This window comes from Sphingomonas sp. DG1-23 (assembly GCF_030730875.1).
Lineage (GTDB): Bacteria > Pseudomonadota > Alphaproteobacteria > Sphingomonadales > Sphingomonadaceae > Sphingomonas.
Window position 1 is genome coordinate 45,788 of the sequence record NZ_JAVAMA010000010.1, and the last position, 26,783, is coordinate 72,570.

27 protein-coding genes and 1 tRNA gene are annotated in these 26,783 nt (G+C 68.0%); 22 read left to right on the forward strand and 6 right to left on the reverse strand.

Features of this window, described 5'->3' with window-relative positions; translation table 11 throughout:
* The first annotated feature begins 1 nt into the window (after position 1).
* The 11 genes from Q9Q95_RS15825 to Q9Q95_RS15875 all read left to right on the forward strand — a co-directional run bounded on the left by Q9Q95_RS15825 (position 2) and on the right by Q9Q95_RS15875 (position 10,025).
* A complete protein-coding gene (locus Q9Q95_RS15825; protein WP_371876790.1) occupies positions 2 to 700 on the forward strand; it encodes a flagellar hook assembly protein FlgD in 699 nt (232 codons plus the stop codon).
* An 18-nt stretch (positions 701 to 718) separates the two neighbouring features.
* Positions 719 to 2,023 carry a flagellar hook protein FlgE gene (locus Q9Q95_RS15830; protein WP_306098112.1) on the forward strand — a complete coding sequence of 435 codons (1,305 nt, stop codon included), beginning with the start codon at positions 719 to 721 and terminating at the stop codon, positions 2,021 to 2,023.
* 23 nt (positions 2,024 to 2,046) lie between these two features.
* Positions 2,047 to 2,790, forward strand: a complete 744-nt coding sequence (flgF, locus tag Q9Q95_RS15835; protein ID WP_306098113.1) for a flagellar basal-body rod protein FlgF — start codon at positions 2,047 to 2,049, stop codon at positions 2,788 to 2,790.
* Positions 2,791 to 2,807: 17 nt separating this feature from the next.
* A complete protein-coding gene (gene flgG, locus Q9Q95_RS15840; RefSeq protein WP_306098114.1) occupies positions 2,808 to 3,596 on the forward strand; it encodes a flagellar basal-body rod protein FlgG in 789 nt (262 codons plus the stop codon).
* A gap of 10 nt (positions 3,597 to 3,606) precedes the next feature.
* Positions 3,607 to 4,302, forward strand: coding sequence for a flagellar basal body L-ring protein FlgH (locus Q9Q95_RS15845; RefSeq protein ID WP_306098115.1), 696 nt, complete (start codon positions 3,607 to 3,609; stop codon positions 4,300 to 4,302).
* Between the two features lie 140 nt (positions 4,303 to 4,442).
* A complete protein-coding gene (locus Q9Q95_RS15850) occupies positions 4,443 to 5,528 on the forward strand; it encodes a flagellar basal body P-ring protein FlgI (protein ID WP_306098116.1) in 1,086 nt (361 codons plus the stop codon).
* Positions 5,525 to 5,854: a rod-binding protein gene (locus Q9Q95_RS15855; protein WP_306098117.1), complete on the forward strand. Its 330-nt coding sequence runs from the start codon at positions 5,525 to 5,527 to the stop codon at positions 5,852 to 5,854. The genes Q9Q95_RS15850 and Q9Q95_RS15855 overlap by 4 nt, the downstream gene beginning before the upstream one ends.
* Entirely contained in the window at positions 5,851 to 7,191 is a 1,341-nt protein-coding gene (flgK, locus tag Q9Q95_RS15860) for a flagellar hook-associated protein FlgK (RefSeq protein ID WP_306098118.1), read from the forward strand. The genes Q9Q95_RS15855 and flgK overlap by 4 nt, the downstream gene beginning before the upstream one ends.
* Positions 7,192 to 7,199: 8 nt before the next feature.
* Positions 7,200 to 8,093: a flagellar hook-associated protein FlgL gene (gene flgL / locus Q9Q95_RS15865; protein WP_306098119.1), complete on the forward strand. Its 894-nt coding sequence runs from the start codon at positions 7,200 to 7,202 to the stop codon at positions 8,091 to 8,093.
* Positions 8,094 to 8,194: 101 nt separating this feature from the next.
* Complete coding sequence (gene motA / locus Q9Q95_RS15870) at positions 8,195 to 9,058, forward strand: flagellar motor stator protein MotA (protein ID WP_306098120.1); 864 nt, start codon at positions 8,195 to 8,197, stop codon at positions 9,056 to 9,058.
* A gap of 4 nt (positions 9,059 to 9,062) precedes the next feature.
* Positions 9,063 to 10,025: a flagellar motor protein MotB gene (locus Q9Q95_RS15875; RefSeq protein WP_306098121.1), complete on the forward strand. Its 963-nt coding sequence runs from the start codon at positions 9,063 to 9,065 to the stop codon at positions 10,023 to 10,025.
* 3 nt (positions 10,026 to 10,028) lie between these two features.
* Here the strand turns inward: Q9Q95_RS15875 and Q9Q95_RS15880 are convergent, their stop codons facing one another.
* Complete coding sequence (locus Q9Q95_RS15880; protein ID WP_306098122.1) at positions 10,029 to 12,947, reverse strand: TonB-dependent receptor; 2,919 nt, start codon at positions 12,945 to 12,947, stop codon at positions 10,029 to 10,031.
* A gap of 130 nt (positions 12,948 to 13,077) precedes the next feature.
* A tRNA-Leu gene (locus Q9Q95_RS15885) sits at positions 13,078 to 13,164 on the reverse strand.
* Positions 13,165 to 13,292: 128 nt separating this feature from the next.
* Between Q9Q95_RS15885 and Q9Q95_RS15890 the strand changes: the two genes are divergently transcribed.
* Positions 13,293 to 14,651 (forward strand): MATE family efflux transporter, encoded by a 1,359-nt coding sequence (locus Q9Q95_RS15890; RefSeq protein WP_306098123.1) that lies wholly within the window; start codon positions 13,293 to 13,295, stop codon positions 14,649 to 14,651.
* Here the strand turns inward: Q9Q95_RS15890 and Q9Q95_RS15895 are convergent.
* Entirely contained in the window at positions 14,623 to 15,465 is an 843-nt protein-coding gene (locus tag Q9Q95_RS15895; RefSeq protein WP_306098124.1) for an MJ0042-type zinc finger domain-containing protein, read from the reverse strand. The genes Q9Q95_RS15890 and Q9Q95_RS15895 overlap by 29 nt on opposite strands.
* A gap of 162 nt (positions 15,466 to 15,627) precedes the next feature.
* On the opposite strand from Q9Q95_RS15895, the gene ftsE reads away from it, so the two are divergent.
* The 4 genes from ftsE to Q9Q95_RS15915 are packed head-to-tail and all read left to right on the forward strand — an operon-like array spanning position 15,628 to position 18,435.
* Complete coding sequence (gene ftsE, locus Q9Q95_RS15900; protein WP_100282847.1) at positions 15,628 to 16,329, forward strand: cell division ATP-binding protein FtsE; 702 nt, start codon at positions 15,628 to 15,630, stop codon at positions 16,327 to 16,329.
* Positions 16,326 to 17,210: a cell division protein FtsX gene (locus Q9Q95_RS15905; protein ID WP_371876792.1), complete on the forward strand. Its 885-nt coding sequence runs from the start codon at positions 16,326 to 16,328 to the stop codon at positions 17,208 to 17,210. The genes ftsE and Q9Q95_RS15905 overlap by 4 nt, the downstream gene beginning before the upstream one ends.
* Positions 17,207 to 17,749 carry a YdcF family protein gene (locus Q9Q95_RS15910; RefSeq protein ID WP_306098125.1) on the forward strand — a complete coding sequence of 181 codons (543 nt, stop codon included), beginning with the start codon at positions 17,207 to 17,209 and terminating at the stop codon, positions 17,747 to 17,749. Before Q9Q95_RS15905 ends, Q9Q95_RS15910 begins: the two co-directional genes overlap by 4 nt.
* On the forward strand, positions 17,749 to 18,435 hold the full coding sequence (locus Q9Q95_RS15915) for a 1-acyl-sn-glycerol-3-phosphate acyltransferase (protein WP_306098126.1): 687 nt from the start codon (positions 17,749 to 17,751) through the stop codon (positions 18,433 to 18,435). The genes Q9Q95_RS15910 and Q9Q95_RS15915 overlap by 1 nt, the downstream gene beginning before the upstream one ends.
* A 181-nt stretch (positions 18,436 to 18,616) precedes the next feature.
* On the opposite strand, the gene Q9Q95_RS15920 is transcribed toward Q9Q95_RS15915, so the two are convergent.
* Both Q9Q95_RS15920 and hisC read right to left on the reverse strand, forming a co-directional pair.
* Positions 18,617 to 19,525, reverse strand: coding sequence for a prephenate/arogenate dehydrogenase family protein (locus Q9Q95_RS15920; protein WP_306098127.1), 909 nt, complete (start codon positions 19,523 to 19,525; stop codon positions 18,617 to 18,619).
* Entirely contained in the window at positions 19,525 to 20,619 is a 1,095-nt protein-coding gene (hisC, locus tag Q9Q95_RS15925) for a histidinol-phosphate transaminase (protein WP_306098128.1), read from the reverse strand. Before hisC ends, Q9Q95_RS15920 begins: the two co-directional genes overlap by 1 nt.
* A 65-nt stretch (positions 20,620 to 20,684) precedes the next feature.
* Here hisC and Q9Q95_RS15930 point away from each other — a divergent pair, with 65 nt between their 5' ends.
* The 6 genes from Q9Q95_RS15930 (at position 20,685) to Q9Q95_RS15955 (ending at position 26,261) form a co-directional block, all read left to right on the forward strand.
* A complete protein-coding gene (locus tag Q9Q95_RS15930) occupies positions 20,685 to 22,250 on the forward strand; it encodes an FAD-dependent oxidoreductase (RefSeq protein ID WP_306098129.1) in 1,566 nt (521 codons plus the stop codon).
* An 80-nt stretch (positions 22,251 to 22,330) separates the two neighbouring features.
* The gene (locus Q9Q95_RS15935) at positions 22,331 to 23,215 is read left to right on the forward strand and encodes an alpha/beta fold hydrolase (protein WP_306098130.1); all 885 of its coding nucleotides are present in this window, start codon (positions 22,331 to 22,333) and stop codon (positions 23,213 to 23,215) included.
* Positions 23,216 to 23,258: 43 nt separating this feature from the next.
* Positions 23,259 to 24,380: a homoserine O-acetyltransferase gene (locus tag Q9Q95_RS15940; protein WP_306098131.1), complete on the forward strand. Its 1,122-nt coding sequence runs from the start codon at positions 23,259 to 23,261 to the stop codon at positions 24,378 to 24,380.
* Positions 24,377 to 24,796 (forward strand): GNAT family N-acetyltransferase, encoded by a 420-nt coding sequence (locus tag Q9Q95_RS15945; RefSeq protein ID WP_306098132.1) that lies wholly within the window; start codon positions 24,377 to 24,379, stop codon positions 24,794 to 24,796. Before Q9Q95_RS15940 ends, Q9Q95_RS15945 begins: the two co-directional genes overlap by 4 nt.
* On the forward strand, positions 24,793 to 25,407 hold the full coding sequence (gene metW, locus Q9Q95_RS15950) for a methionine biosynthesis protein MetW (protein WP_306098133.1): 615 nt from the start codon (positions 24,793 to 24,795) through the stop codon (positions 25,405 to 25,407). The genes Q9Q95_RS15945 and metW overlap by 4 nt, the downstream gene beginning before the upstream one ends.
* Entirely contained in the window at positions 25,404 to 26,261 is an 858-nt protein-coding gene (locus tag Q9Q95_RS15955; protein WP_306098134.1) for a pirin family protein, read from the forward strand. The genes metW and Q9Q95_RS15955 overlap by 4 nt, the downstream gene beginning before the upstream one ends.
* A 33-nt stretch (positions 26,262 to 26,294) precedes the next feature.
* On the opposite strand, the gene Q9Q95_RS15960 is transcribed toward Q9Q95_RS15955, so the two are convergent.
* Complete coding sequence (locus Q9Q95_RS15960; protein ID WP_306098135.1) at positions 26,295 to 26,741, reverse strand: hypothetical protein; 447 nt, start codon at positions 26,739 to 26,741, stop codon at positions 26,295 to 26,297.
* Between the last annotated feature and the right edge of the window lie 42 nt (positions 26,742 to 26,783).

A 26,783-nucleotide genomic window follows, 5' to 3' on the forward strand; every position in this document is an offset into this window, starting at 1 on the left:
CATGGATTTCGATAGCACGCTGCAGACTCTGGGCGTCAACCGCTACGGCGCTTCGGGCTCGGCCTCGAACACCGGGACCAAGGACACCTCGGGCCTCGGCAAGACCGAGATGGACCAGAGCGATTTCCTGACGCTGATGACTGCGCAGCTCAAGAACCAGGATCCGTTCGAGCCGGTCGACAACACCCAGATGGTCGCCCAGATGGCGCAATTCTCGTCGCTCTCCGGGATCACCGAGATGGGCACGACCCTGAAAGCGATCGCCGCCAAGCTGGGTAGCACCTCGCTCGGCGACGCGCTCGGCTATGTCGGCAAGACGGTGCTCACCGAAGGCTCGATCGCGTATCCGCGCGAGAGCGGCGGGATCGCCGGCGCCGTCGCGCTCGCCAAGGACGCCACCGACGTCAACGTCACGATCAGCGACGCCGACGGCAAGCCGCTGAAGACGATCGCGCTCGGCAAGCAGGCCGCGGGCGCCGTCGCGTTCGACTGGGACGGCAAGACCGACAACGGCGCCGATGCGGGTGCCGGCCCCTATACCGTCAAGGTCGCCGCGCTCAACGCCGGCGCCAAGGTCGATGCGGCCCCGTTGGTCTGGGCGCCGGTCTCCACCGTCTCGCTCGGATCCGACGGCAAGCCCGTCCTCACGCTTCCTGGCATCGGCCAGGTCCCCCTCGATGCCGTCTGGCAAGTCGGCTGACCCCAAGGAGTAACGCACATGTCCTTCTTCACTTCATTGAGCGGGCTCCAGGCTGCCCAGACCGAGATGTCGACGATCTCGCACAACCTCGCGAACGTCTCGACCAACGGCTTCAAGCGCTCGACCACGCAATTCGCCGACGTGATCGCCTCGACCTCGAACTCGAACCCCACCCAGATGGTCGGTTCGGGCACGGTGGTGAAGTCGGTCCGCCAGCAGTTCAGCCAGGGCGGCTTCACCCAGTCGTCGTCGGCGCTCGACGTCGCGATCTCGGGCGAGGGCTTCTTCATCGTCAAGGGCAGCGACGCGAGCAACAACGTGTCGTTCACCCGCAACGGCAGCTTCCTCGTCGATTCCGACCGCTATGTCGTCGACGCGCAGGGCAACAAATTGCAGGTCTATCCGGTCGACGGCTCGGGCGCGGTGGTCGCGACCGGCATCGCCTCGACGGTCAGCCTGCGGCTGCCGCAGATCAGCGGCAAGCCCGAGGCGACCGAGGACGTGACCCTGTCGCTCAACCTCAACGCCAATTCGATCATCCCGTCCGAGGACGATCGCTGGACCGACGTGCCCTATGCCTTCGACCGGTTCGATCCGGCGACCTACAACCATTCGGCGCAGACCACGATCTACGACGCCAATGGCAACGCGCTGACCCTGACCACCTATTTCGTCCGCGAGACGACGCCGACCACGGCGGACCCGACCAGCGCGTGGACCGCTTATTCGTTCGTCGGCGACAAGCAGCTCAATTCGGGAACCGATCCCGACGACATCCAGCCGATCTCGATGACCTTCGATGCCACCGGCAAACTCACCGCGCCGAGCGGGCCGACCCAGTTCCAGGGCTTCCTCGCCCCCGGCGCGACCACCGAGCAGATGATCACGCTCGATTTCGGCGATGCGACCACGCAGGTTTATTCGCCGTTCAGCATCGACGCGAGCTCGCAGGACGGTTCGCCGGTCGGCCAGCTCGAAGGCGTCACCATCGCCGACGACGGCACGGTACGCGCGAGCTTCTCCAACGGCGACAGCCAGGCGCTGGGCAAGGTGGTGCTCGCCAGCTTCTCCAATCCCACCGGGTTGCGCCAGCTCGGCAGCAGCACCTGGTCGGCCTCGGGCCTGTCGGGCGAGCCGCGGCTCGGCGAGCCCGGCGCCAACGGCTTCGGCGGGCTGATGGCGGGCGCGATCGAGCGCTCGAACGTCGACATCACCGAGGAGCTGGTCGGACTGATCGCGGCGCAGCGCAACTTCCAGGCGAATGCCAAGGCGCTCGATACCGCGAGCCAGATCTCGCAGACGATTTTCAACATCCGCAGCTGACGAAAGGCTGAGGGAGACATCGCATGGACCGCCTCGTCTACACCGCAATGTCGGGGCTGCGCAGCCAGATGGCGGCGCAGTCGACGATCGCGAACAACATCGCGAACGCGTCGACGATCGGCTTCCGCGCCGAGCGAGTCAATTTCGACCGGCTGGTGCTGCAGGGCCAGGGACTCGAGACACGCCAGCTCGCCGCGGAGGAAGTCGAGGATTTCGACCGGCGCGCGGGGACGATCGTCCAGACCGCGCGGCCGCTCGACGTGGCGGTGACTTCCGATTCGTGGATCGCGGTGCAGGCCGCGGACGGCAGCGAAGCCTATACGAGGCGCGGCGACCTCTCCGTCGCGGCCTCGGGCGTGCTGGAAACCGGCGACGGTTTCCCGGTGATGGGGTCGGGGGGCCCCATCACCGTGCCGCCCCATCAATCGATCGCCATCGCCGAAGACGGCACCGTCTCGATCGTGCCGCTCGGCGGTGATCCGACCCAGCCGCAGGCGATCGACAAGATCAAGCTGGCCAGCCCCGCAGGCAGCCAGACTGCCAAGGGTCTCGACAACCTCCTCCACGTCAAGGGCGGCGGCGTGCTGCCCGAGGATCTGGACGCCAAGCTCGCCTCGGGAGCGCTCGAGCAATCGAACGTCAACCTGACCCAGGCGCTGGTCGACATGATCGAGAACCAGCGCAGCTACGAAGTGCAGGCCAGCCTGCTCAAGGAAGCCAAGACCATGGACGAGAGCGCCGCATCGTTGATGCGGATGCCCGCCTGAACGAGAAGGATTAGACGATGGGTTCCTCGGCAATGCACATCGCGCGCACCGGGCTCGACGCTCAGGACATGCGCATGCGGGTGATCTCGAACAACCTCGCCAACGTCAACACGACTGCGTTCAAGCGCGACCGCGCCTCGTTCCAGACGCTTGCCTATCAGGTGGTGACCGCGCCGGGCGCGCAGAGCACCGCGGAGACGAAGTATGCCACCGGGCTCAATCTCGGCACCGGCGTGCGCATCCAGGGCACCGCGCGGGTCGAGACGCAGGGCACTTTTCAGAATACCGGCGGCTCGCTCGACCTCGCGCTCGAAGGCGAAGGCTATTTCCAGGTCCAGCTGCCCGGCGGCCAGCTCGGTTACACCCGCGCGGGCAATTTCTCGCGCTCGGCCGAGGGCATGATGGTGACCAGCGACGGCTATCAGGTGATGCCGGGGATCACGATCCCCGAAGGCACCACCGGGATCACCATCGGCGCCGACGGCACCGTCTCGGCACAGGTCGCGGGGCAGACCGAGGCGAGCCAGCTCGGCCAGATCCAGGTCGCGACCTTCCCCAATCCGGGCGGACTGCAGGCGACCGGCGACAATTTCCTGATCGAGACGACTGCGAGCGGCGCTGCCAGCCTCGGCGCGCCCAACGAAGCGGGCCGCGCCAAGATCCGCCAGGGCGCGCTCGAGGCTTCGAACGTCAATGTCGTCGAGGAGCTGGTCGACATGATCGAGACCCAGCGCGCCTATGAGGTCAATTCGAAGATGATCTCGGCGACCGACGAGATGCTCAAATATGTCAATCAGAACATCTGAGGCGGCCGCGATGAAGTTCCTCACCGGCCTCGCCACCGGCGCGCTCGTCGTCGCCGCGCTCGCCTTCACCAGCGCTCCCGCCAAGGCGCAGTTCCTCGGCATCGGCAAGAAGAAGGCGAAGGAGGATTTCTCCGCGACCTATCCCGCGCCGGTGCCCGTCGCAGCGCCGGCCAACGGCAGCATCTTCCAGCCCGGCGAAGGCTATGCCGCACTGTACGAAGGCATGCGCGCGCGCCGCGTCGGCGATCCGCTGACGATCGTATTGGTCGAGCGGACCAGCGCCTCCAAATCGGCCGGCACCAAGCTCGACAGCAATGGCGGCTTTTCGCTGACTCCGCCGACCACCGGCGCGCTCAACCTGTTCGACAAGAGCGACGCGAGCATGAGCGGCGGCCGCAACTTCACCGGCACCGGCACTGCCGATCAGGCCAACGCCTTGTCGGGCGAAGTCAGCGTGACGGTGGCGGCAGTCTATCCCAACGGCACGATGCTGGTGCAGGGCCAGAAGCGCGTCACCCTCAATCGCGGTGACGAGTTCCTCCAGATCAAGGGCATCGTCCGCACCGCCGATATCGACGCCAACAACCGCGTCGCCAGCACGCGCGTCGCCGACGCCCGCATCGCCTATACCGGCAAGGGCGACGTCGCCCGCGCCAGCCGCCAGGGCTGGCTGAGCCGGTTCTTCCAGATCCTCAGCCCGTTTTGAAAAGGGCCGCAGCCATGATCCGCAATCTCTCCTTCTTGCTCCCCTCCCTGAAAAAGAGGGGCCGGGGGCCCTTCGCGGCAGCCGGACCATGCTCGCTGCGCTCGCTACCCACCCCCAACCCCTCCCTTTCAGGGAGGGGAATGGCGCTTGCCCTCCTGGCGCTGTTCGCCGCCATCGCTCCCGCCCACGCCCAGCGCGTCAAGGATCTGGGCGGCTTCCAGGGAATTCGCACCAACCAGCTCACCGGCTATGGCATGGTCGTCGGCCTGCCCGGCACCGGCGACGACAATCTCGAATATACCGTCCAGTCGATGAAGGGCGTCGCTTCGCGCTTCGGCCTCCAGCTGCCGCCCGGCGTGAGCCCCGCGCTCAAGAACGCCGCGGTGGTGATGATCACCGCCGAGCTGCCGCCCTTCGCCAAGCCCGGGCAGAAGCTCGACATCACCGTCTCCTCGATGGGCAAGTCCAAGAGCCTGCGCGGCGGCACGCTGATCCTCACCCCGCTGCAGGGCGCCGACGGGCAGATCTATGCGATGGCGCAGGGCAATCTCGCGGTCGGCGGGCTCGGCGCGGATGGTGCCGACGGCTCGAAGATCGTCGTCAACACGCCTTCCAGCGGCCGCATCCCCGAGGGCGCCACCGTCGAGCGGATGGTCGATACCGGTTTCGATCGTGCGCCGTTCCTGACCTTCAACCTTGCCCGCGCCGACTTCACCACTGCCCAGCGCGTGCAGGACGCGATCAACGGGCGTTTCGGCACCGCGCGCGCCCGCGCGATCGACGGCGTGTCGATCGCCGTGCAGGCGCCGGTCGGCGCCGATGTCCGCGCAGAACTGATGTCGGAAATCGAGAATCTGCCGGTCGAGGCGGCCGAGGCGCGGGCGCGCGTCATCGTCAATGCCCGCACCGGCACCGTGGTGATCAACTCCGCCGTCCGGGTCAGCCCCGCCGCGGTGACGCATGGTAAACTCACCGTTCGTATCGATGAGGCCCAAAATGTCAGCCAGCCTCTGCCGTTCAGTAAGGGCGAGACCGTCACCGAGCAGCACAGCGCGCTGAGCGTCGAGGAGGAGAAGAAGCCGATGTTTCTGATGCAGCCCGGGCCCAGGCTGGCCGACGTGGTCAAGGCGGTCAACGCGATCGGGGCTTCGCCGGCCGACCTCGTCGCGATCCTCGAGGCGCTCAAGGAGGCCGGTGCGCTCAAGGCCGAGCTGGTGATCCTGTGAGCAGCGTCTCCGCCCCGATCGCGAGCATGAGCGGCGGCGTGTCGACCGACACGTCGCGGCTGGCGTCGAGCGACAATCTCGACGCCGCCGGCAAGCGCTTCGAGGCGATCTTCACCGGCATGATGCTAAAGTCGATGCGCGCGGCCAAGCTCGGCGACGGACTGTTCGACAGCAAGGCAAGCGAGCAGTTCCGCGATATGCAGGACCAGCAGCTCGCCCAGGCGATGGCGGCGCATGCGCCGATCGGGATCGGCAGGGCGATGACCGAGTTCCTCGCCCGGAACGCTTCGCTGGCTCCCGCGGCTGAGGGGAGCAGCACGCCATGAGCGACATGCTCTCGATCGGTCTGTCGAGCCTCAAGGCCTATCAGACCGCGCTCACCACGGTGTCCGAGAACATCGCGAGCGCCGGCACCGCCGGCTATTCGCGCAGGACCACCGATATTCGCGAGGTCGTCGCTCCGGCCGGGATCACCACCGGTACGGCGCAGGGCATGGGCGTGGTCGCACGCGGGCTGACCCGTGCCGCCGACGTCTACAAGACCGCCGAGGTACGCACCGCGACCGCCGACCTCGCCAAGACCGAGGCCGGGGCGACCTGGCTACAGCGCGTCGAGGAGTCGCTCACCGGCAACAAGCTGGGCGATCGCCTCACGACCTTCTTCAATTCGGCCAAGGCCGTCGCCGCCGATCCGGCCTCGCTGGCGCCGCGCGCCGCGATGATCGAGGCGGCGTCGAGCATCGCCTCGTCCTTCGCCGCCACCGGCGCCGCGCTGGACGGCGCGATGGAGGATCTCGACAAGAGCGCCGAGGCCGCAACCACCGGGCTCAACGCGCTCGCGCGGTCGCTCGGCCGGGTCAATGCCGGACTCGGCCGCCAGCAGGAAGGCACCAGCGGCCAGGCCGCGTTGCTCGACGAACGCGACCGGCTGCTCGAGCAGATGAGCGCGATCACCGACGTCTCGGTGATGACCGATCCTGCCGGGCGCGCAGTCGTCCGCGTCGGCAGCGTCGCCGGGCCGATACTCGTCCAGGGCGAGAATACCGGCGCGATCACGTATCAGCGCAGCGACGAAGGACTGGTCGCCTACACGCTGCACTTTCAGGGCGAGGGCAGCGCCGCATTCCCGAGCGGCGGTGCGCTCGCCGGCTTCGCGGAGGGCGCCGAGCGCATCGCCGGCGCGATGGACGAAGTGAACAGGCTCGCCACGGCATTCGCCGAGGGTATCAATACGGTGCAGGCCGCCGGCGAGGATCTCGACGGGAACAGCGGCGGGCCGATGTTCGCAATCGGCGATCCGGCGTACCAGCTTGCGCTCGTGCTCGACGATCCGCGCGGCATCGCCGCGGCGGCGAACGGCGCGGGCATCCGCGACAACAGCAATCTCGCCGGACTGGAGGCGCTGCGCGGCAGCGGCCGGTTCGAGGACACGATCGCCAGCGTCACGTCGGCCAACGCCGCCGCGCTCTCGGCGCGCAAGTCGGTCGCCGAAGCGCAGACCGCGATGCGCGATTCCGCAATTGCCGAGCGCGCCGCAGCGACGGGGGTCAATGTCGACGAGGAAGCAGTCGATCTGATCCGCTTCCAACAGGCCTATCAGGCGTCGAGCCGCGTGATCCAGATCGCGCGCGAGACGCTCAATTCCATCCTCGAGATCCGGTGAGGCTGACCATGCGCGTCGCGACTTCGCAGCTCTACAATCGTCCCGCATCGCTGATGACGCGGCTGACCGCCGATGCCGACCGGACCCAGATCCAGATCGCCACCGGCAAGAAGTTGCTCGCGCCTTCGGACGATCCGGGCGCCTATCTGCGGCTGCAGGGGATCAGCCGGCAGAGCGCCAACGACGGCGCCTGGGCCGCCAATATCGGCATGGCGCAGGGGTTGCTCGCCCAGACCGACACCACGCTCGAGAGCGTCGAGGCGCAGCTGACGCGCGCATTGGAGCTCGCCACCCAGGCGGCAAACGGCACGCTTTCGGACACCAATCGCGCGGCGATCGGCAAGGAACTCGAATCGATCCGCGACACGCTGTTCGGGCTCGCCAACACCATGGACGTGCGCGGCCAGCCTTTGTTCGGCGGCGCGAGCGGCGATGTCGCTTATGTGAAAGCGGCGGATGGATCGATCGACTTCGCCGGCAGCGGCGAGCCCTCGGCGATCCCGATCGGCGAAGGCACCGGGGTGCAGGGCACGGTGACCGGGGACCGCGCCTTCGCCAGCGGCGGGAGCGACATGTTCGCGGTGCTTGCCGACTTCGCCACCGCGCTGAATGCCGGCGGCGACGTCAAGGCGGCAGCCGATAGCGCGCTCACCGGGATCAAGGGGTCGCTGGAGAGCGTGACCCTTGCGCGGGCGTCGGCGGGTGCGCGCTCGGCGCGGCTCGAGCTCGATGCCGACCGGCTGACCGCCGCCGGCGAAGCGCGCGAGGACGTACGCTCGGCGCTCGAGGATACCGACGTCACCGTCGCCGTCACCGAGCTCCAGAAGACGCTGACGATCCTGCAGGCGACGCAGGCGAGCTTCTCAAAGCTGTCGAGCCTGTCGCTGTTCGACTATCTCTGAGGGCAGGCGCCAAGACCGCGATTTTCCGCTCAAACTTACGGCGAAGCGGTCGTTTACCAAAGCGAGTGGCCGAATGACGGCACAGGGGGAAGTTTAGTCGCATGTTCGTGCTGATCGGCTTTGTCGTCCTGATCGCGATGGTGTTCGGCGGGTTCGTCATCACCGGCGGCGCGCTCGGGCCCGTGCTCCATGCCCTCCCCCACGAGATGCTGATCATCGGCGGGGCCGCGATCGGCGCGCTGATCATCGGCAATTCGATGAAGGAACTGAAGGCGCTGGGCAGCGGCTTCATGAAGGTCGTCAAGGGCCCGAAATACAAGAAGCAGGATTATCTCGACACGATCTTCCTCGTCTCGAAGCTGATGAAGATGCTGCGCACCGAGGGGCCGATCGCGCTCGAGCCACATGTCGAGGACCCGAAGTCCTCGGCCATGTTCGCCGAATATCCGCGCCTGCTCGCCGATCACACGCTGATCAACCTGATCACCGATACGCTGCGGCTCGTCGTGGTCTCCAGCGGCACGCTCGACGTCCATGCGGTCGAAGAGGTGATGGACAATGCGATCAAGACCCATCACCACGAAGTGCAGGGGCCGCAGACGACCTTGCAGGGTCTTGCCGACGCGCTGCCCGCGCTCGGCATCGTCGCGGCGGTGCTCGGGGTGGTCAAGACGATGGGCTCGATCGACAAGCCGCCGAGCATCCTCGGCGGGATGATCGGATCGGCGCTGGTCGGTACCTTTCTCGGCGTTTTGCTCGCTTACGGCATCGTCGGACCGCTCGCGACCCGGCTCCAGCAAGTGATCGACGCCGACGCGGCGATCTATCACACCGTCAAGCAGATCATCATCGCCTCGCTCCACGGCCATCCGCAACCTTTGGTGATCGAGGCGGCACGCTCGGGCATCGCGCATCACAACCAGCCGAACTTCGGCGAAGTGTTCGACGGCTTGCGCGGACGCTGACGTCATGGCTGCAGCGCGCGCGCCCCACGGATCGAACCAGCCGCCGAAGATCATCGTCAAGAAGATCTTCGTCGAAGGCCATGGCGGCCATCACGGCGGCGCATGGAAGGTCGCCTATGCCGATTTCGTGACCGCGATGATGGCGTTCTTCCTGCTGCTCTGGCTGCTCGGCGCGACCACCGAGAAGCAGCGCAAGGCGCTGGCCGACTATTTCGCGCCGACATTGGTCGAGCTGCGCCAGAACAGCGCGGGTTCGAACGGGCTGTTCGGCGGCGATGCGCTCAACGCCAAGGACAATTACCCCAACAAAGCCTCGCAGACCGGCACCAAATCGCTCACCGTCCCGGTCGGCGGGGTCGGCGGCAAGGAGGTCGGCACCGGCGAGAAGGGCACGCTCAAGGACCAGCGCGCGCTGACCGAGCAGGACCAGAAGAATTTCAACCAGACCGCCAAATCGATCCAGAACAAGATGCGGTCGCGGCCGCAGCTGGCCAAGCTCGCCAAGCATATCCGCTTCGTCGCGACCCGCGACGGGATGCGGATCGACCTGCTCGACGACGCCAAATATTCGATGTTCGATCTCGGCACGACCGCTTTGGTCAGCGACGCCAGCGCGCTGATCGGCACGATCGCCGAGAGCATCGCGGGGATGGAGAATCCGATCATGATCCGCGGCCATACCGACAGCCTCGGCTATGGCGATCCGCGCAACATGAACAACTGGATGCTCTCCAGCGGCCGCGCCGAGGCGACCCGGCGCCGGCTTTCGGGCGGCGGGGTGCCCGAGATGCGCTTCGAGCGGATCGAAGGCGTCGCCGACCGCGAGCCGCTGATCGTCGAGACCCCGACCGATCCGCGCAACCGCCGCGTCTCGATCACTTTGCTCTACCGGCGGATCATGGAGCAGGACAAAGGCGGCGGCCGCTTCGAACGGCGGATCAAGCAGCCGATCATGGCCTCGCGCTGAGCCCTAGAAGAACTGCTTGCGAATGCTGAGCCGGACGACGCGGCCGGTGGGATCGAGCAGATCGGGCTCATAGGCGGGCGGGGTGCCGCCGGTGCCATCGGTCACCCGCCGCCGCGTATCGAACAGATTGTCGACGCGGAAGCTGACTCGCGTGCCGCGCAGCCACGGATGCTTGAGCAGCAGATCGAGTTGCTGGCCGAGATCGGCCTGCGCGACCAGATTGACCTTGGTCAGGCTGCCGAAATCGAGCCGGTCGGTGCTGCCGAGCGCGCCGGTGGTCACGTCGGTGCCGCTCTCCCAGCTGCCCTCGAGCCGCAGCCGATAGCCGTCGCGCTGGATGCCGCTCTGGAATTCAAGCTTGTGCGCCGGGGTGCCGCCGTTGCTGCCGAGCGCGGCGCCGTCGAGATAATCGAGCACCGGAAGCCCCGCCCGGATCACGCGCTGGTCGCGGAAGACCCAGGTGTGGAAGAGACTGAACTGCAGCGTGTTGCCGCCGAAACCGCCACCACGGCCGCCAAAGCCGCGCCCACCGCCACCGCCACCCGGACCAAAGCCGCCGCCCGGCCCGCGACCCGGTCCGCGGTCCTGTCCGGCGCCGGGAGCGCCGCCTTGCGGTGCGCCCTCGCCTTGCGGCCGCTCGCCGCCCTGCGCCTGGCCCTGGCCCTGCTGGCGCTGCCCCTGGCCGCGCTGGTTGCCGCCGAACAGGCTCTGCTGCTGGCCCAGCCGGCGAAACTGGTCGAGCTGCGCGGCCATTTCGGGAGGCAGCGGCTGGCCGGTGCGCCGCGATTCGGCCATCGCAGCCTGGAACGCGGTACGGCGCGCCTGCATGCGCTTTTGCGCCGGCGAGGCGATCGGCACGAACAGATTGAAGCCCCAGCGCAGTTCGGAATGGTCGTAGCTGGCGAAATTGACCGGGCGATAGTCGATGCTCAGCAATTGCCCGTCGGCATCGCGCACGAAGCGGTCGGGGAATGCCGCCTCGACCTCTGCCGTGGCGCCGGGAAGATTGCCCGGCGTGTTGCGGTAGCGCTGATTGGTATAGTTGGCGATGATCGTCAGATTGGTCTCGGTGAACGGGCGGATATTGAGCCCGGCCTTGAACACGTGCCGGCTGTCGGCCCGAAGCGAGGGATTGCCGCCGGTGATCGTGGTGATGTCGACGCTCTCGCCGCGGACATAATCGAAGACGCGGACATTCGGCGTGGTCACCGTCGGATTGCCGAGCTGCTGCGGGCTCGGCGCATTGCTGTCCTGCGTCCAGTTGACCAGCGCGCGGACTTGCGGAATCGGCGACCAGTTGAAGCCATAGCCGGTGGCGGTGAGCCGCCCGAAATCGGAAAGCTGCTCGACTTCGAAATTGGCGTTGAGCGAGAAATCGCCGATCGCGTCGAGCACCGCGTTGCGCCGGCTGGCGATCGGCAGATCGAGATTGCCGCGGATATTGGCGCTGTCGCGCGAAATGTCGGCCGAACTGGCGATGCCGCGCCGGAAGCTCTCGCTCGAAAAATCGCGGGTCTGTCCAGAAACGCGGATGCTGGCATTGACGTTGCCGGCGGGCAGCCGGAACAACGGACCGTTGGTGAGCATGTCGATCCGGCCGGTGCTCGACCGCGTGTTGGCGGTATCGAACGGGCGGCTGCGGATCAGACTCGCGGGAAGCGCCGCGAAGGGATTGAAGGCGGGATCCCCCGCATCGAGCCGCGCCTGCATCGCGGACGGATCGACGCCGTTATCGGTGATCGACTGCGTCGTATTGAGCTCGTAATTGCTCTGGAACGACCAGCGCCAGCTGTCCGCCCAAGGCGTACCGTCGCCGTTCACGGTGAGCCCGAGCTCGGCATTGCGGCTGCTGTTCGAGCGCGTCAGCGGCGACTGGCCGACATAGCGCAGCAGCGCAACGTCCTCGGCGAACGGCGAATACGGATTGCCGGCGGGCAGATCGAGCGTGATCCCGGGGAGCCCGAGCAGCGACTGGCTCTCGGTCCCCTCCAATGCGACGGTCGCGGCGGCGCTGATCTTGGGCGACAGCGGGCGGCGATAGACTCCGCTGAGGTTGAGCTTCTTTTGCGGGCTCACCAGCGTGCGATACGGCGTGACGTCGGTACGGTTCGGCGCACCCGCAAAGGCGCTCGCAGCCAGCGGGCCGGCTGCTGCGGCTTCCGGCACCCCGACGGCGGTGGACGGTTCGCCGTCGAAGACCAGATTGCCGCGGGTGTCGAACAGCGAAGAACCGGCGCGCGAGACGCCGCGTTCGCTCTCGAGAATGCCCGACGACTGATCGTAGAGCAGGTTGAGCGACAGCCGGTCGTCGCGGCGGATCTTGTCGAGCTTGGCCTCGCCCTTGCCGCCGGCATTCCCCCCCGCGGTGGGCGTGCGCCCCTCGATCTCGGTGGTGAGCGCGAGGAAGCGCCGGCGCAGGACGAAATTGATCACCTTTTGCGAGGCGCTGTACCCATATTTGAGCGCCACTTCCTCGGGCAGGATGTCGATGCGCTCGATCGCCTCGGGCGGCAGATCGCGAACCTCGCCCATGCTGGCGCGACGGCCGCTGAGCAGGATCACCGGCGCCTCGCCGCCGCGCCCCTGACCGGTGCCAAGCTGCGCCGACAGCTGGCCGATCAGTTCGGCGACGTTCGACGCGCCATACGCACGAATATCGGCCGGGTTGAGCTGGACCTCGGGCGGAATGTCGCCGGGGACCGTGCCGCGCAACTGACCGGTGACGACGATCTCCTCATTGGCACTGTCCTCGGCGGCTTCCTCCGCGGGGGCCGGCGGCTGACCTTGCGTCGCTGGGGCAGCCTGATCCTGCACGGCACCGGGCTGGGTCGCAGATGCGGGCATGGCCTGGTCCTGCGCGTTCGCCACCATCGGCGGCGCACCGACCATCAGCGCGCCGATCGCGCATCCCCACTTCACCATTCCGTCTACTCCAACACAGGCGCGCAGCCCTGAGCGGGCGCGTTCACCGGTTGGCTACAAGCGACTTGTCGCAAAATTGTGCCAGAGCTGGAGAAAAAATCGGGGCCGCGCTGCGGCGCCCGGGGGTTTCTGGTGCGGTCGAGAAGACTCGAACTTCCACGGCCTTTCGGCCACAACGACCTCAACGTTGCGCGTCTACCAGTTCCGCCACGACCGCACGTGAAACTCGCCGGGAGGCTCCCGGCGTCTGGTAAGGCGCGGCCCCTAGCAAAGCGTTTCGACCCACGCAACCCATCGTCGCACGCTTTCGCGAATCCGCAGATACGCCTACACGCGGCGGCCCGCATGTTGCTCTCCCCTTCCCTCTCCGCCGAGATGCGCCGCATCCTCGCGCTCGCCTGGCCGGTAGTGCTGACCAGCCTCAACTGGACGATCCTGCATGTCACCGATGTCGCGGTGGTCGGATTGGTGAGCACCGGCGAGGCAGCGGCATTGGGCGCGAGCCGGTCGCTGACCTTTCCGGGAATCGTGGTCGGGCTGGGCTGGCTGACCGGAATCCTCGTCTATGTGTCGCGCGCCGACGGTGCCGGCGAGCTGCGCGAGACCGGACGGGTTTTCCATCAGGGCATGCTGCTCGCGCTGATTCTCGGGCTGACCAGCGGGCTCGCATTGTTCCTGTGGCCCGAACCGATGCTGCTCGGGCTCGGCGTCGCCCCGGCCACCGCGCCCGCCGCGGCGGACGTGGTGCAAGTGATGGCGCTCGCTTATCCGTTCCAGCTGATCATCGTCGCCGCGAGTTTCTTCCTCGAAGGGGTGAGCCGGCCGCGGCGGGTGACAATGGTCAATCTGTCGGTCCTGCCGGTCAACGCGGTGCTGGCATGGGTGCTCGCCACCGGGCAGCTCGGCTCGCCGGTGATGGGCGCAGTCGGCGCGGCGCTGGCCACTGCGATCGCTTCGGCGCTCGGCGCGATCGGCATGGTCGTCGCGGCGTGGACCTTGCCGCGTGCGGGACAGCGCGGCGTGCAGGACCTGACCGAGCTCGGCAGCCGCGATTCGTGGCGGGGAGCATGGCGGCTCGCCTGTTTCGGCGTGGTGCCGGCGATCGCCTCGGGGCTCGAACTGATCGGCTTCGCGATCCTGATCGCGCTCTCGACCCGGATCGACGCGACGACCGCGCATGCCTTCCAGATCGTCTTCTCGATCCACAACGTCACCTTTGCCGTGGCGCTGGGGCTTGGCTCGGCGGCGGGCGTGCGCGTCGGCAATGCCGTGGGTGAAGGCGTGCCCGGGCAGGCGGCACGGCGGACCGCGATCGCCGCGATGCTGGCGGCGCTGGCAACGGGCATATTGTCGCTGGCGCTGATCGTGCTGGCGCTGCCGGTGGTCGCGGTCTTCCCCGCGACCGAGCCGGTGCATCGCCTCGCCGCCGCGATGCTGGTGCTATGGGCGCCGTTCATCCTGTTCGACGGGGTGCAGGTGGTGTTCGTCTATGCGCTGCGCTCGCTCGGCGATCAGGTGATCGCCGGCGTCAACGGCATCCTCGCATTCTTCGTCATCACCGGCGGATTGGGCGTGCTGCTGGTCCATGGCGGCTATGGGCCGAACGGACTGGTGCTCGCCTCTGGCCTTGGAATGGTCGCCGCCGCCTTGCTCCACGGCCTGCGGCTCGGCTGGATCAGCCGCCGATTTCGCTCGCGAAGCTGAGCTCGACGACCTTGGCATTGGGCGGAACGTCGAGCTTGGCGCCGGTGAAGTCGAGCGAAGCCCTGGGGCCCAGCGCGCGGTTCTCGGGGGTGATCCGCCAGCTATAGACGAGCTGGTCGGCACCGTCGCGGAGCTCGACCCGGATGTCGGGCACGCGCTGCGGATCGCCGGTGGGATTGATCACCTTGCCCGAGACGACGAACGCCTCGCTGCCATTGGGCATGTTGCGCAGTTCGACGCTCTTGTCGGTGAAACGAAGCGGCGTCTCGGCCTCGCCGCCGATGCCGAGACCGAGTTGCGCGGCGATGCCCGGCGCGCCCGAATAGAGGATGGCGCCGGTGCCGAGCAGCATCGACACGCCGGCGATCACCGCAGCGGCGGTCCAGCGCCTAGCCGGATTGCGACGGGGCTTGAAGCGCGGCGGCGGGGCGAACGGATCATATTCGGGCGGCGCCTCGGCGATCGGATCTTCGTAGACGCGCGGCGCGGGTGGCTCGACCCGCGGCTCGGGCGCGGCACGGGCAGCGACGGGAGCTGGCACGGGCGGGGCGGCCTGACCACGGGCAGGGCTCGACCGCGCGGTGAAGCCGTCCGGCTGGAGTTGCGCCTGCGCGCGCGGACGCTCCGCGACCGCTACCGCGCCCGGCGCAGGGCGGCTTTCGGCCGGCGCGGCGCGCGTGGCGAGGTCGCCAATTGCCGGCGCCTGATACCAGCTGTGCTTGCAGCTCGCGCACCGCACCGTGCGCCCCTCGGCTCCGATCGCGCTGTCGGGAACGAGGTACCGCGTCCGGCACTGGCTGCATTCGAGGATCATCTAAGCGTCTCACCCGCCCGGTTGCCCACTGACCGGGTATGGTGATTCTAGCTGTAACGAATCGGCCCCACAAGAGTCTCCGCGCCGCCATCGCTTGAGCCGGCGACCGGCCTGTGCGATGCCGTGCGCCACGGGTAAGCAAGGAGCGGCCGGCGCCGGCGAATGGCCAATATCGTCCAGTTCGAGAATGTCGGCTTGCGCTATGGCACGGGTACCGAGACGCTCTCGGACGTCAGCTTCACGCTCAAGAGCGGATCCTTTTATTTCCTGACCGGCCCGTCCGGCGCGGGCAAGACGTCTTTGCTCAAATTGCTCTACCTCGCCCAACGGCCGTCGCGCGGCGTGATCCGGCTGTTCGGCGAGGATGCCGGCGCCTTGCCGCGGCAAAGGCTGCCGGGCTTTCGCCGCCGGATCGGCGTGGTGTTCCAGGATTTCCGGCTGGTCCCGCACCTTTCGGCCTATGACAATATCGCGCTGCCGCTGCGCGTCGCCGGGGTGCAGGAGAGCGACATCGAGGCACCGGTGCGCGAGATGCTCGCCTGGGTGGGGCTCACCGAGCGCGGGCGCGCCAGGCCGCCGACCCTGTCGGGCGGCGAGCAGCAGCGCATCGCGATCGCCCGTGCCGTGATCGCACGGCCCGAACTGCTCGTCGCCGACGAGCCGACCGGCAATGTCGATCCCGAAATGGCCGAGCGGCTGCTCTATCTGTTCGAATCGCTCAACCGGCTCGGCACCACCGTGGTGGTGGCGACGCACGATTTCCATCTGCTCCACCGCATTCCCAACGCGCAGATGATGCGGATCGAGCATGGCAAGCTGAGCGACCCCACCGGCGTGCTGCGCAACCCGCCGGGCCAATCGTGATCCCGAGCCTCAGCCCCAACGCCGCCGACCGGCGCCTGCTCGACGAAGGCACGCCGACGCGCGCGATGACGTGGATCATGGCGATCATGCTGTTCCTCACCGTGCTCGCCGGCGCGCTGGGGCTGGGCATGTTCGCCGCGACCGCGCAGCTCGATCGCGAGCTTTCGGGGCGGCTGACGGTGCAGATCGTCGAACCGATCGCGAGCCTGCGCGACAGCCAGGCGGCGGCGATGGTGGCGACGCTGGCAAAGCTTCCCGGCGTGACCCGGGTCCGCGAAGTCGATCGGGCGCATCTGGCCCAGTTGCTCAAGCCGTGGCTCGGCGATGCCGGGCTCGATTCCGACCTGCCGATGCCGGCGATGATCGACGTCGAGGCGCGCGGCGGCGACTTCGCCGCGATCGAGGCGGCGGCGCGGCGGATCGCGCCGGGCGCGCGGGTCGATCGCCACGCGCAATGGCTGTCGCCGGTGCGCAGCTTCATGTCCACGATGAGCTGGCTGGCGGTGAGCCTGATGCTGCTGATCGCAGGCGCGACCGCGGCGGTGGTGCTGCTCGCCGCGCGCGCGGGGCTGGACACGCACCGCGACACGATCGATGTGCTCCACATGCTGGGTTCCACCGACGTCCAGATCGCCCGCCTGTTCCAGCGGCGCATCGCTTTCGACACGCTGCTGGGCGGGATCGCCGGCACGGCGGCCGCGCTGATCCTCGTCTGGTTCCTGCAGGGACGGCTGAGCGCGGTCGGCTCCGAGATGCTGGGCGGCGTCGCACTTCAGCAGCGCGACTGGTTCCTGCTGCTGCTATTGCCCATCGGCTTCGCCTTGCTCTCGACGCTGGCGGCGCGCGTCGCAGTGCTGCGTACCTTGGGGAAGCGGCTGTGATCTGGCGCATCTGCCTGTTGCTGCTGCTCGCCTGGGCGCTGGGCTTCGCGATCTTCCTGCTTTCGCTCGGCAAGCCGCTCGACGCGCGCAAGACCGACGCGATCGTGGTGCTGACCGGCGGCGGCGGACGGATCGACCGCGGGCTCGCGGTGCTCCGCGCCGGCGACGCGAAACGGATGCTGGTGAGCGGCGTCGATCCCGACGTTCGCCCGGTCGAGCTCGCGGTACAGTTCAAGATCGACCGCAAGTGGATGGCCTGCTGCATCGATCTCGGCTGGCAGGCGGTCGACACCCGGTCGAACGCCGACGAGACGGCGAAATGGGTGCGCGAGCACGATTTCAGGACCGTGCGGCTGGTCACCACCGACTGGCACATGCCGCGTGCGCGGATGGAATTGGCCAGCGCGCTGGGCGGCGGCGTCGAGGTGGTCGGCGACGCGGTGCGCAGCGGTCCCAACAGCCCGGGCTGGCGCGTGCTGTTCCGCGAATATCACAAATTCCTCGTGCGCCGGATCGCACTGTGGGTGGGCGCAGGCTGATGGACCGGCTGCGCAGCGTCCTGTTCAAGATCGCCTTTTACGGCCTGTCGGTACCGATCGTGCTGCTCGCGCCGGTGATGGCGCTGTTCGGCCAGCGCGTTTTTCGGCGCTGGGTGCTGTTCTGGACACAGTATCATGCGTGGTGCTCGCGCAATCTGGCCGGGATCCGCGTCCGGGTGGAAGGCGCGCCGCTGGCGACTCCGGCATTGTACGCGTCGAAGCACCAGTCCTTTCTCGAGACGTTCGAGCTGGTCCGGATGCTCGGCGCACCGACGGTGGTGATGCGGCACGAGTTTGCGCGGATCCCGGTCTGGGGCTGGGCGGCGCGGCGCTACGGCATCATCATCATCGACCGCAGCGGCGCGGCCTCCGCGCTGCGCCAGATGATGCGCGAGGCCAAGGCCGCCGGCGCCGCGGGGCGTTCGGTGATCCTGTTCCCCGAAGGCACGCGCTCGGCGATGGGCGAGACGCCGCCGGTGCAGGCAGGGCTGGCGGGGCTCTACCGCGCGGTCGGGCTGCCGGTGGTACCGGTGGCACTCGACAGCGCGCGCGTCTGGCCCAAGCACGGACCGATGCGGCCGGGCGTGGTAACCTTCCGCTTCGGCGAGGCGATCCCCGCGGGGCTGAAGCGCGAGGAGATCGAGTCGCGGGTGTTCCGCGCGATCAATGCGAAGAACCTCGTATAGGATTTGGACCGCACAGATTCACGGTTTTCACGTAAATCACGGCATAAAATTTCCGCAAAATGAAATAATGTTTCGTCGGGGGTTGCAGCCTGAACGATGCCAAAGGGTGCGAAGACGCTGCGAAAACGCAAGCGTCCGCCAGTACAGCAGGCGAAATCCTACATTGCAAGCGCCGGCGGCGTCAGTCGTGGCTGCGGCCGAAATCGGGGCGGGCATCGTCCTGGCCCTGGTCGATGATCGAGCGACGGACGGCGCGGGTGCGACTGAACAATTCGAACAATTCGTCGCCCTTGCCCCAGCGGATCGCGCGCTGGAGCGCGGTGAGATCCTCCGAGAAGCGCTGGAGCATGTCGAGCACCGCCTCGCGATTGGCGAGGAACACGTCGCGCCACATCGTCGGGTCCGAAGCGGCGATGCGGGTGAAGTCGCGAAAGCCGCCGGCCGAATATTTGATCACCTCGGACGCGGTCACTTCCTCGAGGTCCGAAGCGGTGCCGACGATGGTATAGGCGATCAGATGCGGCAAATGGCTGGTGACCGCGAGCACGCGATCGTGATGCGCCGGCTCCATCGTCTCGACTTCGGCGCCCAGCCGGCGCCAGAATTCGAGCACGCGTTCGACTGCGAGCCCGTCGGTGCCTTCGGGCGGGGTGACGATGCACCAGCGATGGTGGAACAGCGAGGCGAAGCCCGCTTCGGGGCCGCTATTCTCGGTGCCCGCCACCGGATGCGCAGGAACGAACACCGCCTCGGGCAAAGATGCGCGGACGGCCTCGATCACGCTTTCCTTGCACGAGCCGACGTCGCTGAGGATCGCATCGGCGGGCAGATCCTGGGCGATCTCGGCCGCGACCGCGCCCATCGCGCCGACCGGCACGCACAGGATCACCAGATCGGCGTCGATCACCGCGGTCCCTGCGGCGTCGGCCACATCGTCGCACAAGTCGATCCGCACTGCGGTCTCGCGCACTGCCGGATCCGCGTCATAGCCGGTGACGCGGACGCTCGGCATGTGCTGGCGCACCCCGCGTGCGATCGACGAGCCGATCAGCCCCAATCCGATGACGGTGACGCGGGCAAAGGGCAGCATCAGGCGCCGACGACCTCGCGAATGGCGCTCGCGACGCCCTGGATCTCGTCTTCGGTGCCGATGGTGATGCGCAACCCGTGCGGCAGCCCCTGCCCCGGCAGCCAGCGGACGATGTAACCGCGCTCCATCAGCGCCTTGTAGGCCGCCTCGGCGGTCACTTCGCCTTCGAACAGAACCAGCTGGAAATTGGCCTTGGAGGGGACCGCGCGCAGCCCCTTGTTGCCCATCGCCCCGATCTGTTCGGCGAACCAGCCGCGCCATTCGCGGTTATGCGTGTAGCTGCGCTCGACGAATGCGTGGTCGCCCAAAGCCGCCACCGCCGCCTTTTGCGCCGCGGTGCTGAAATTGAACGGCGCGCGGATGCGGTGCATCGCGTCGATCATCTCGGGCGCGCCATAGCCCCAGCCGACCCGCTCCGAGGCGAGCCCGAAGATCTTCGAGAAAGTGCGGGTGACCAGCACGTTCTTCGCGGTGCGCGCGAGATCGAGCCCGCCATCGTCGTCCTCGGGATCGAGATATTCGGTATAGGCCTGGTCGATCACCAGCAGCACGTGCGGCGGCAGCGCCGCGTGGAGCCGGGCGATTTCCGCGCGCGGCGTATAGGTGCCGGTCGGGTTGTTCGGATTGGCGATGAACACGAGCTTCGTCCGATCGGTCACGCAGGCGAGGATCGAATCGACATCGCTCGCATAATCCTTGTCGGGCGCTACCACCGGCGTCGCGCCGACCCGCCGCGCGGCGATGTCGTACACCGCGAAGCCGTAGCGGACATAGATCACCTCGTCGCCGACCCCGGCATAGGCCCCCGCGGCGAGATGGAGCACTTCGTCCGAGCCGGTGCCGTAGATGATCCGCGCCGGATCGACCCCGTAATGCGCGCCGATCGCCTCGCGCAGCTCGGCCGCGCTGGCATCGGGATAGCGCTCGAGCTGCGACGCCGCCGCGGCGAACGCGGCGCGCGCCACTTCGGGCGTGCCGAACGGGTTCTCGTTCGACGAGAGCTTGACGGCCTTGCTGCCGGAATCGGTGGTCGAGCGCCCCGGAACATAAGGGGCGATTTCCATGACCCAGCGATTGGGAACGGGTGCATCCATGGTCGCGCGGCTTGGCGGAATGGCCTGCGGATGGCAAGCTCGGCGTGGGCGAGCAGGAGGGGACGATGCGGGGAAGCAGCATGGTGTGGCGGGCGCTGGCGACGGCGCGGGCGCGCAACCTGATCGCGGCGGGCGAAAGACCGCCGGTGCCGGGCGCCCCGGGCGCGACCCGGCGCGCGTTGCTCAAGGGTATCGCCGCGGCGGGCATGGCGACTGCGCTGCCGCGCCCCGCGCATGCTTTTGCCGGCGGCCGCGTCGCGATCATCGGCGGCGGGATCGCCGGACTGAGCGCGCTGCACCATCTGCGCGAGGCGGGCGTGGACGCGCATGTCTATGAAGGCCGTGCGCGCACCGGCGGACGGATGTTCACCCATCGGCCGGCGGGCGGCACATGGTTCGAGGTCGGCGGCCAGCTGGTCAATACCGATCACGACGACATGCAGGCGCTGTGCAAGCGCTTCGGCGTCAAGCTGGTCGACCGCAAGGCCGAGCCGCACCGCACCTTGATCCTCGGCGACGGGCGGTTGCTGACCGACTCCGAACTCGCCGAGGCGCTGCGGCCGATCGCCGCGCAGATCGACAGGGATTCGGCGCGGCTGGAGAAGGATTTCGACCATGTCGCCGCCGAGCTCGATCGCATGTCGATCATGGGCTATCTCGACAAGCACCGCACCTTGATGGGCCCAGCCTGGGTGCGCCAGCTGATGGAAGCGACCAGCCGCACCGAATATGGCGTCGAGCCGGCGCATGCTTCGGCAGTCGAACTGGTGTTCAACCTGCCCACCGTCGACGGCGAGCGGATCGAAGTGCTCGGCGAATCGGACGAACGCTATGTGATCGAGGGCGGCAGCAGCGCGCTGATCGACGCGATGTCGGCGCATTATGCCGATCGCATCACCACCGGCAAAAGGCTGCTCCACATCGAGAACGCGCGCGGCGGCGTGCGGCTCGGCTTTCTCGACGGATCGACCGCCGAGGCCGAGACGGCGATCGTCGCGGTGCCGGCACCGTTGCTCCGCCAGATCGACTGGCGCGTACCCTTGCCCGCGATCTGGCGTGCCTTCATCGCCGAGATGGCGCTGGGTCATAACGAGAAGGTGCAGGCAGGCGCCGGCAGCACGCCGTGGCGCGCGCCGATGGGAGTCGGCGGCGAGCTGTGGCAGACTCGGGCCGAGGCCGGCTGGGCACTCGGCTGGGACGGCAGCGTCCACCGCGCCGACGGCGTCGCTCCGGTCTGGACCTGGTTCCTCGGCGGCGACGAAGTGACCCGCGCCGAGACCGAGGAACCCTCGGCGCTGGCGGCACGTTTCGCCAGCGGCGCCGCGCCGGCGCTTCCGGGTCTCGAAACGGCCTTTACCGGCCCCTATGCCCGGACCAACTGGCATGCCCAGGCGCTGACGCTCGGCGCCTATGTCAATTTCCGCCCGGGCCAGATCACCCGGTTTGCGCGACTGCTCTGCGTCGAATCGGACGATCCGGCCGAGCGCCATGTGCCGGGCGCGGGGCGGATCTGGTTCGCCGGCGAGCATCTGTCCGAGGCTTATCCGGGCTATATGAACGGCGGCGCGCAGACCGGGCGGATGGCGGCGCAAGCGATCAGCGGCCGAGTGGAAGCGCGCAAGGCCGCCTAGAGTGGCCTCGGCGCGAGCGGCCAGGTTGTCGGCGCACGGGAAACCCGTTTAAACCGTCGGCGCCGATTTGGGAGGGCTCGATGTACGGCTTGCTGGTTTCCGCTTTGGCTTTGCTCGCGGCCGTTCCTTCCGACGCGCCGGCCGCGGCCGATGCGGCGCCGATCGATGGCCGGTTCGAGGTGGGCGGACGGTCGATCCGCTTGTCTTGCACGGGCGTCGGCAGCCCCACGGTGGTGATCGACGCCGGGCTGGGCACCGCCCCCGTCGAGGATCCGGGCTGGGGCGGCATTGCGGAGAAGGTCGCCCCGGTTACCCGGATCTGCCGCTACGATCGCGCCGGCCTCGGCGGCAGCGATCCGGCGCCCGCCGCACCGCGCACCAGCGCGGATGCCGCCGCCGATCTGCACGCCGCTTTGGCCAAAGCGAAGGTGCCCGGTCCCTATCTGCTCGCCGGCCATTCGATCGGCGGCCTGCACACCTTGGTCTTCGCCGCACGCTATCCGGGCGAGACCGCCGGGCTGGTGCTGATCTCCTCGACTCACCCCGATCAGATGACCAGATGGCTGTCGCTTCTGCCGCCTGCCGCAGTGGGCGAGGAAAAGGCGGTGACCGAGGCGCGCAGCTTCCTCACGATGATGATCGCGGACCCGACGAAGAACGAGGAGAAGCTGAATTTCACTGCCAGCGCGGCGCAGGCGCGCGAACTGAAGACGCTCGGCGCCAGGCCGGTCATCGTCGCGACGCACAGCCCGCGCTTTCGCATGGTACCCGGCCTATCCGAGCCGTTGGCGATCAAGCTCGAGGCGGCGACCCAGCAAATGCAGAAACAGTTCCTGTCGCTCTCGTCGAACGCCCGGCAGAATATCGCCGCCACCGCGGGTCACGGGCTGCCGCACGAGGCGCCCGATTTCGTCGTCGACAATATCCTGCAGGCGGTCGCGCTCGCGCGGCGCAAGGCCGACTGACGCGCCGGTTGCCTCTCCGCCCGGCACCCCCTAACCGGTCTCCATGCTTGACGACGCGCGTTTTGGCCTGAGCCGCACGGCGACGCTCCCCGGGCCCTTGCGGCTCGACGGCGGGGCGCTGCTGTCGCCGGTCGACATCGCTTATGAAACCTATGGCGAACTCGCCCCCGATGCGGGCAATGCGATCCTCGTCTGCCATGCGCTGACCGGCGACCATCACGTCGCGTCCGCGCATCCGGTGACCGGCAAGCCCGGTTGGTGGGCACGGATGGTCGGGCCGGGCAAGCCGATCGACACCGATCGTTATTTCGTGATCTGCGCCAATGTGCTCGGCTCGTGCCTCGGCTCGTCGGGGCCGGCGAGCTTCAATCCCGCCACCGGCAAGCCCTGGGCGATGGCGTTTCCCGTCATCACCATCCGCGACATGGTGCGCGCGCAGGCGATGCTGCTCGACCATCTCGGCGTCGAACGGCTGTTCGCAGTGGTCGGCGGATCGATGGGCGGGATGCAGGCGCTGAGCTGGGCGGCGACCTTCCCCGAGCGAGTCGCCTCGGCGGTGGTGATCGCCAGCGCGGCGCGGCATTCGGCGCAGAACATCGCCTTTCACGAAGTCGGACGGCAGGCGATCATGGCCGACCATCGCTGGCGCGGCGGCGACTATTATGAGGACAATGATCCCCCCGCCTCGGGGCTGGCGGTGGCGCGGATGGCGGCGCACATCACCTATCTCTCCGAAGCCGGGCTCACCGCCAAATTCGGGCGCAAGCTGCAGAGCCGCGATTCGAAGACCTTCGGGTTCGACGCCGATTTCCAGGTCGAAAGCTATCTGCGCCATCAGGGGCTGAGCTTCGTCGACCGGTTCGACGCCAATTCGTACCTCTACATTACGCGAGCCCTGGACTATTTCGACCTCGCCGAAGAGCATAAAGGCACGCTGGCCAACGCCTTTACCGGCGACACGCGCTTCTGCCTCGTCAGCTTCGACACCGACTGGCTCTATCCCACCAGCGAATCGCGGACGATCGTCCACGCGCTCAACGCCGCGGGCGCGCCGGTGAGCTTCGTCGAATTGAAGTCGCCGTTCGGGCACGATGCCTTCCTGCTCGACAATCCCGGGCTCGACCGGGTGATCAGCGGCTTCCTCGGTGCGGGAGGCGCAAGGTGACGTATCGGCTTTCGTTCGACTCCGCCGAGCAGCAGATCGAGGTGATCCACGGCTATCTGTCGCGCTCTTATTGGGCCGAGGGGATCTCAAGGGCGACAGTGGAGAAATCGATCGCCAACAGCTTTTGCGTCGGCGCGTTCGACGGCCAAGCCCAGATCGGCTTCGCCCGGCTGATCACCGACCGCGCGACCTTCGCCTATCTCGCCGACGTGTTCGTGCTCGAGGACCATCGCGGCAAGGGCGTCGCGCGGGCGATGCTGGAGGCGCTCGACGCGCATCCCGAGCTGCAGGGGCTGCGGCGCTGGGCATTGTTCACGCGCGACATGCAGCCGCTTTACGCCAGGCTGGGCTGGGAAGGCTATCCGCACCCGGAGCGGCTGATGGTGCGCGACATTCCGGATATCTACACGCGATGAGCGCGAACGATACGCCTCCGGCGTTGCGCCCCGACCTCGCGATCATCGCCGCCAACGTCCAGCCGGTGACGCGGGTGCTCGACGTCGGCTGCGGCGACGGTGCGCTGATGGCGGCATTGCGCGACCAGCGCGGCTGCGACGCGCGCGGCCTCGAACTCGATCCCGCCGACGTCGCCGCGGCGATGGCGCGCGGCCTGTCGGTGGTCCAGGGCGATGCCGACAGCGACCTTGCCGATTATCCCGACGCCAGCTTCGATTACGCCATCCTCAGCCAGACGCTGCAGACGACGCGGCGACCCGATCGGGTGCTCGACCAATTGCTCCGCATCGGGCGGCGGGCGTTCGTGTCTTTTCCGAACTTCGCGCATTGGCGGGTGCGCACGTCCTTGCTGTTCGGCGGGCGGATGCCGGTGACCCGGCTGCTGCCGATCGCCTGGTATGCCACCCCGAACATCCACCATGTGACCGTCGACGATTTCCGCGCATTGGTGAAGGCGCGCGGGATCATCGTCGAGGAGTGCTGGTTCCTGTCGGGCGACCAACGCACCGGATCGGGCTTCGCCAATCTTTTCGCCGAGCACGCCGTGTTCCTGCTGCGGAAGGACCGGTGACTCGCGCCATCCTCTCGGTGCATCCGGCATATCGCGACGATATCGGCGACCTCGTCACCCGGCGGCCCGTGCCCGGGCCCGGCGTCGACACTGTCGGGGCGTTCCTGTTCCTCAATCATCACGGGCCCCAGACCTATAAGCCGGGCAATCGCGGCCTGCCCTTCGGCCCGCATCCGCATCGCGGCTTCGAGACGGTGACCTTCATCCTCGAGGGCGAACTCGCGCATACCGATTCGGCGGGGCACGAGAGCGTGATCCGCGCCGGCGGAGTGCAATGGATGACCGCGGGGCGCGGGATCGTCCATGCCGAAGTCTCGCCCGCGGATTTCAGGCGCGACGGCGGGCGGCTCGAGATCCTCCAGCTCTGGCTCAATCTGCCGGCGCGGCTCAAGATGACGGCACCCCGCTATGTCGGGCTGCAGGCCGATGGCATTCCGGCGATCCGCGCCGCGGGCGCGACGGTGCACCTGATCTCGGGTGCGTGGCAGGGCGTCCGCGGTCCGATCGAGTCGCTGACGGGCGTGTTCCTGAGCTGGGTCGAGATGCGGCCGGGCGCGGCCGTGACGTTCGAGGGGCTCGGCGGCCGCGACGTGTTTCTCTATGCGGCGCGCGGCGCGATCGAAGTGATGGGACGGCAGGTGCCGCAATTCCATCTGGCGCAGCTCGGCGCGGGCGAGGAGGTGACGATCGCCGCCACGGAGCCGGCGCTGTTCCTGTTCGGCCATGCCGAGCCGATCGCCGAGCCGGTCGTCGCGCACGGGCCGTTCGTGATGAACAGCGCGGAGGAGATAAGGCAGGCCTTCGCCGATTATCAGGCGGGCAAGTTCGGCGTGGCGGAGATCGTCGAGGGGTGACGTGCTCCTGCAAAGGCAGGAGCAGTGATCGGTCTAGACGCCGCTGCCCCAATTGACCGTGGCGCGGGTGCCGCCGTTCATCGGCTCGACCACCACCATCAGGCTGCGCTTCGAATCCTCTCCGGCCGAATATTGGGTGGGCGTCGACAGCCGCTGGCCGAGCCCCGAAGCATTGGCCTGCGCGCGCGACCAGCCGAGCACCCTGGCGGGCTCTTCCTGCACCAGATAGACGATCGTGCCGCTGACGTGCCGCGGCGTGCCGTCGGGACTCGACACGCAGGTGGTGATCTGCGCGCCTTCGTACACCGGCACGAAATCGGGCTTGTTCGAGCAATCGACTGCCGCGGCGATCGCCGCGGGAGTCCCGTTGGCCGCCGCAGATGCCACGTTCTGCCCGGTCGGATCGCTCGTCGTCTCGGACGAAACGCCGCCACCGCAGCCGGCCAGCAGCAGCGCAACGCCCGTAATCCAGTATCGCATCGTCATCCCCTTCAAAGGCGCAACGATGCGGATGCCATGCGG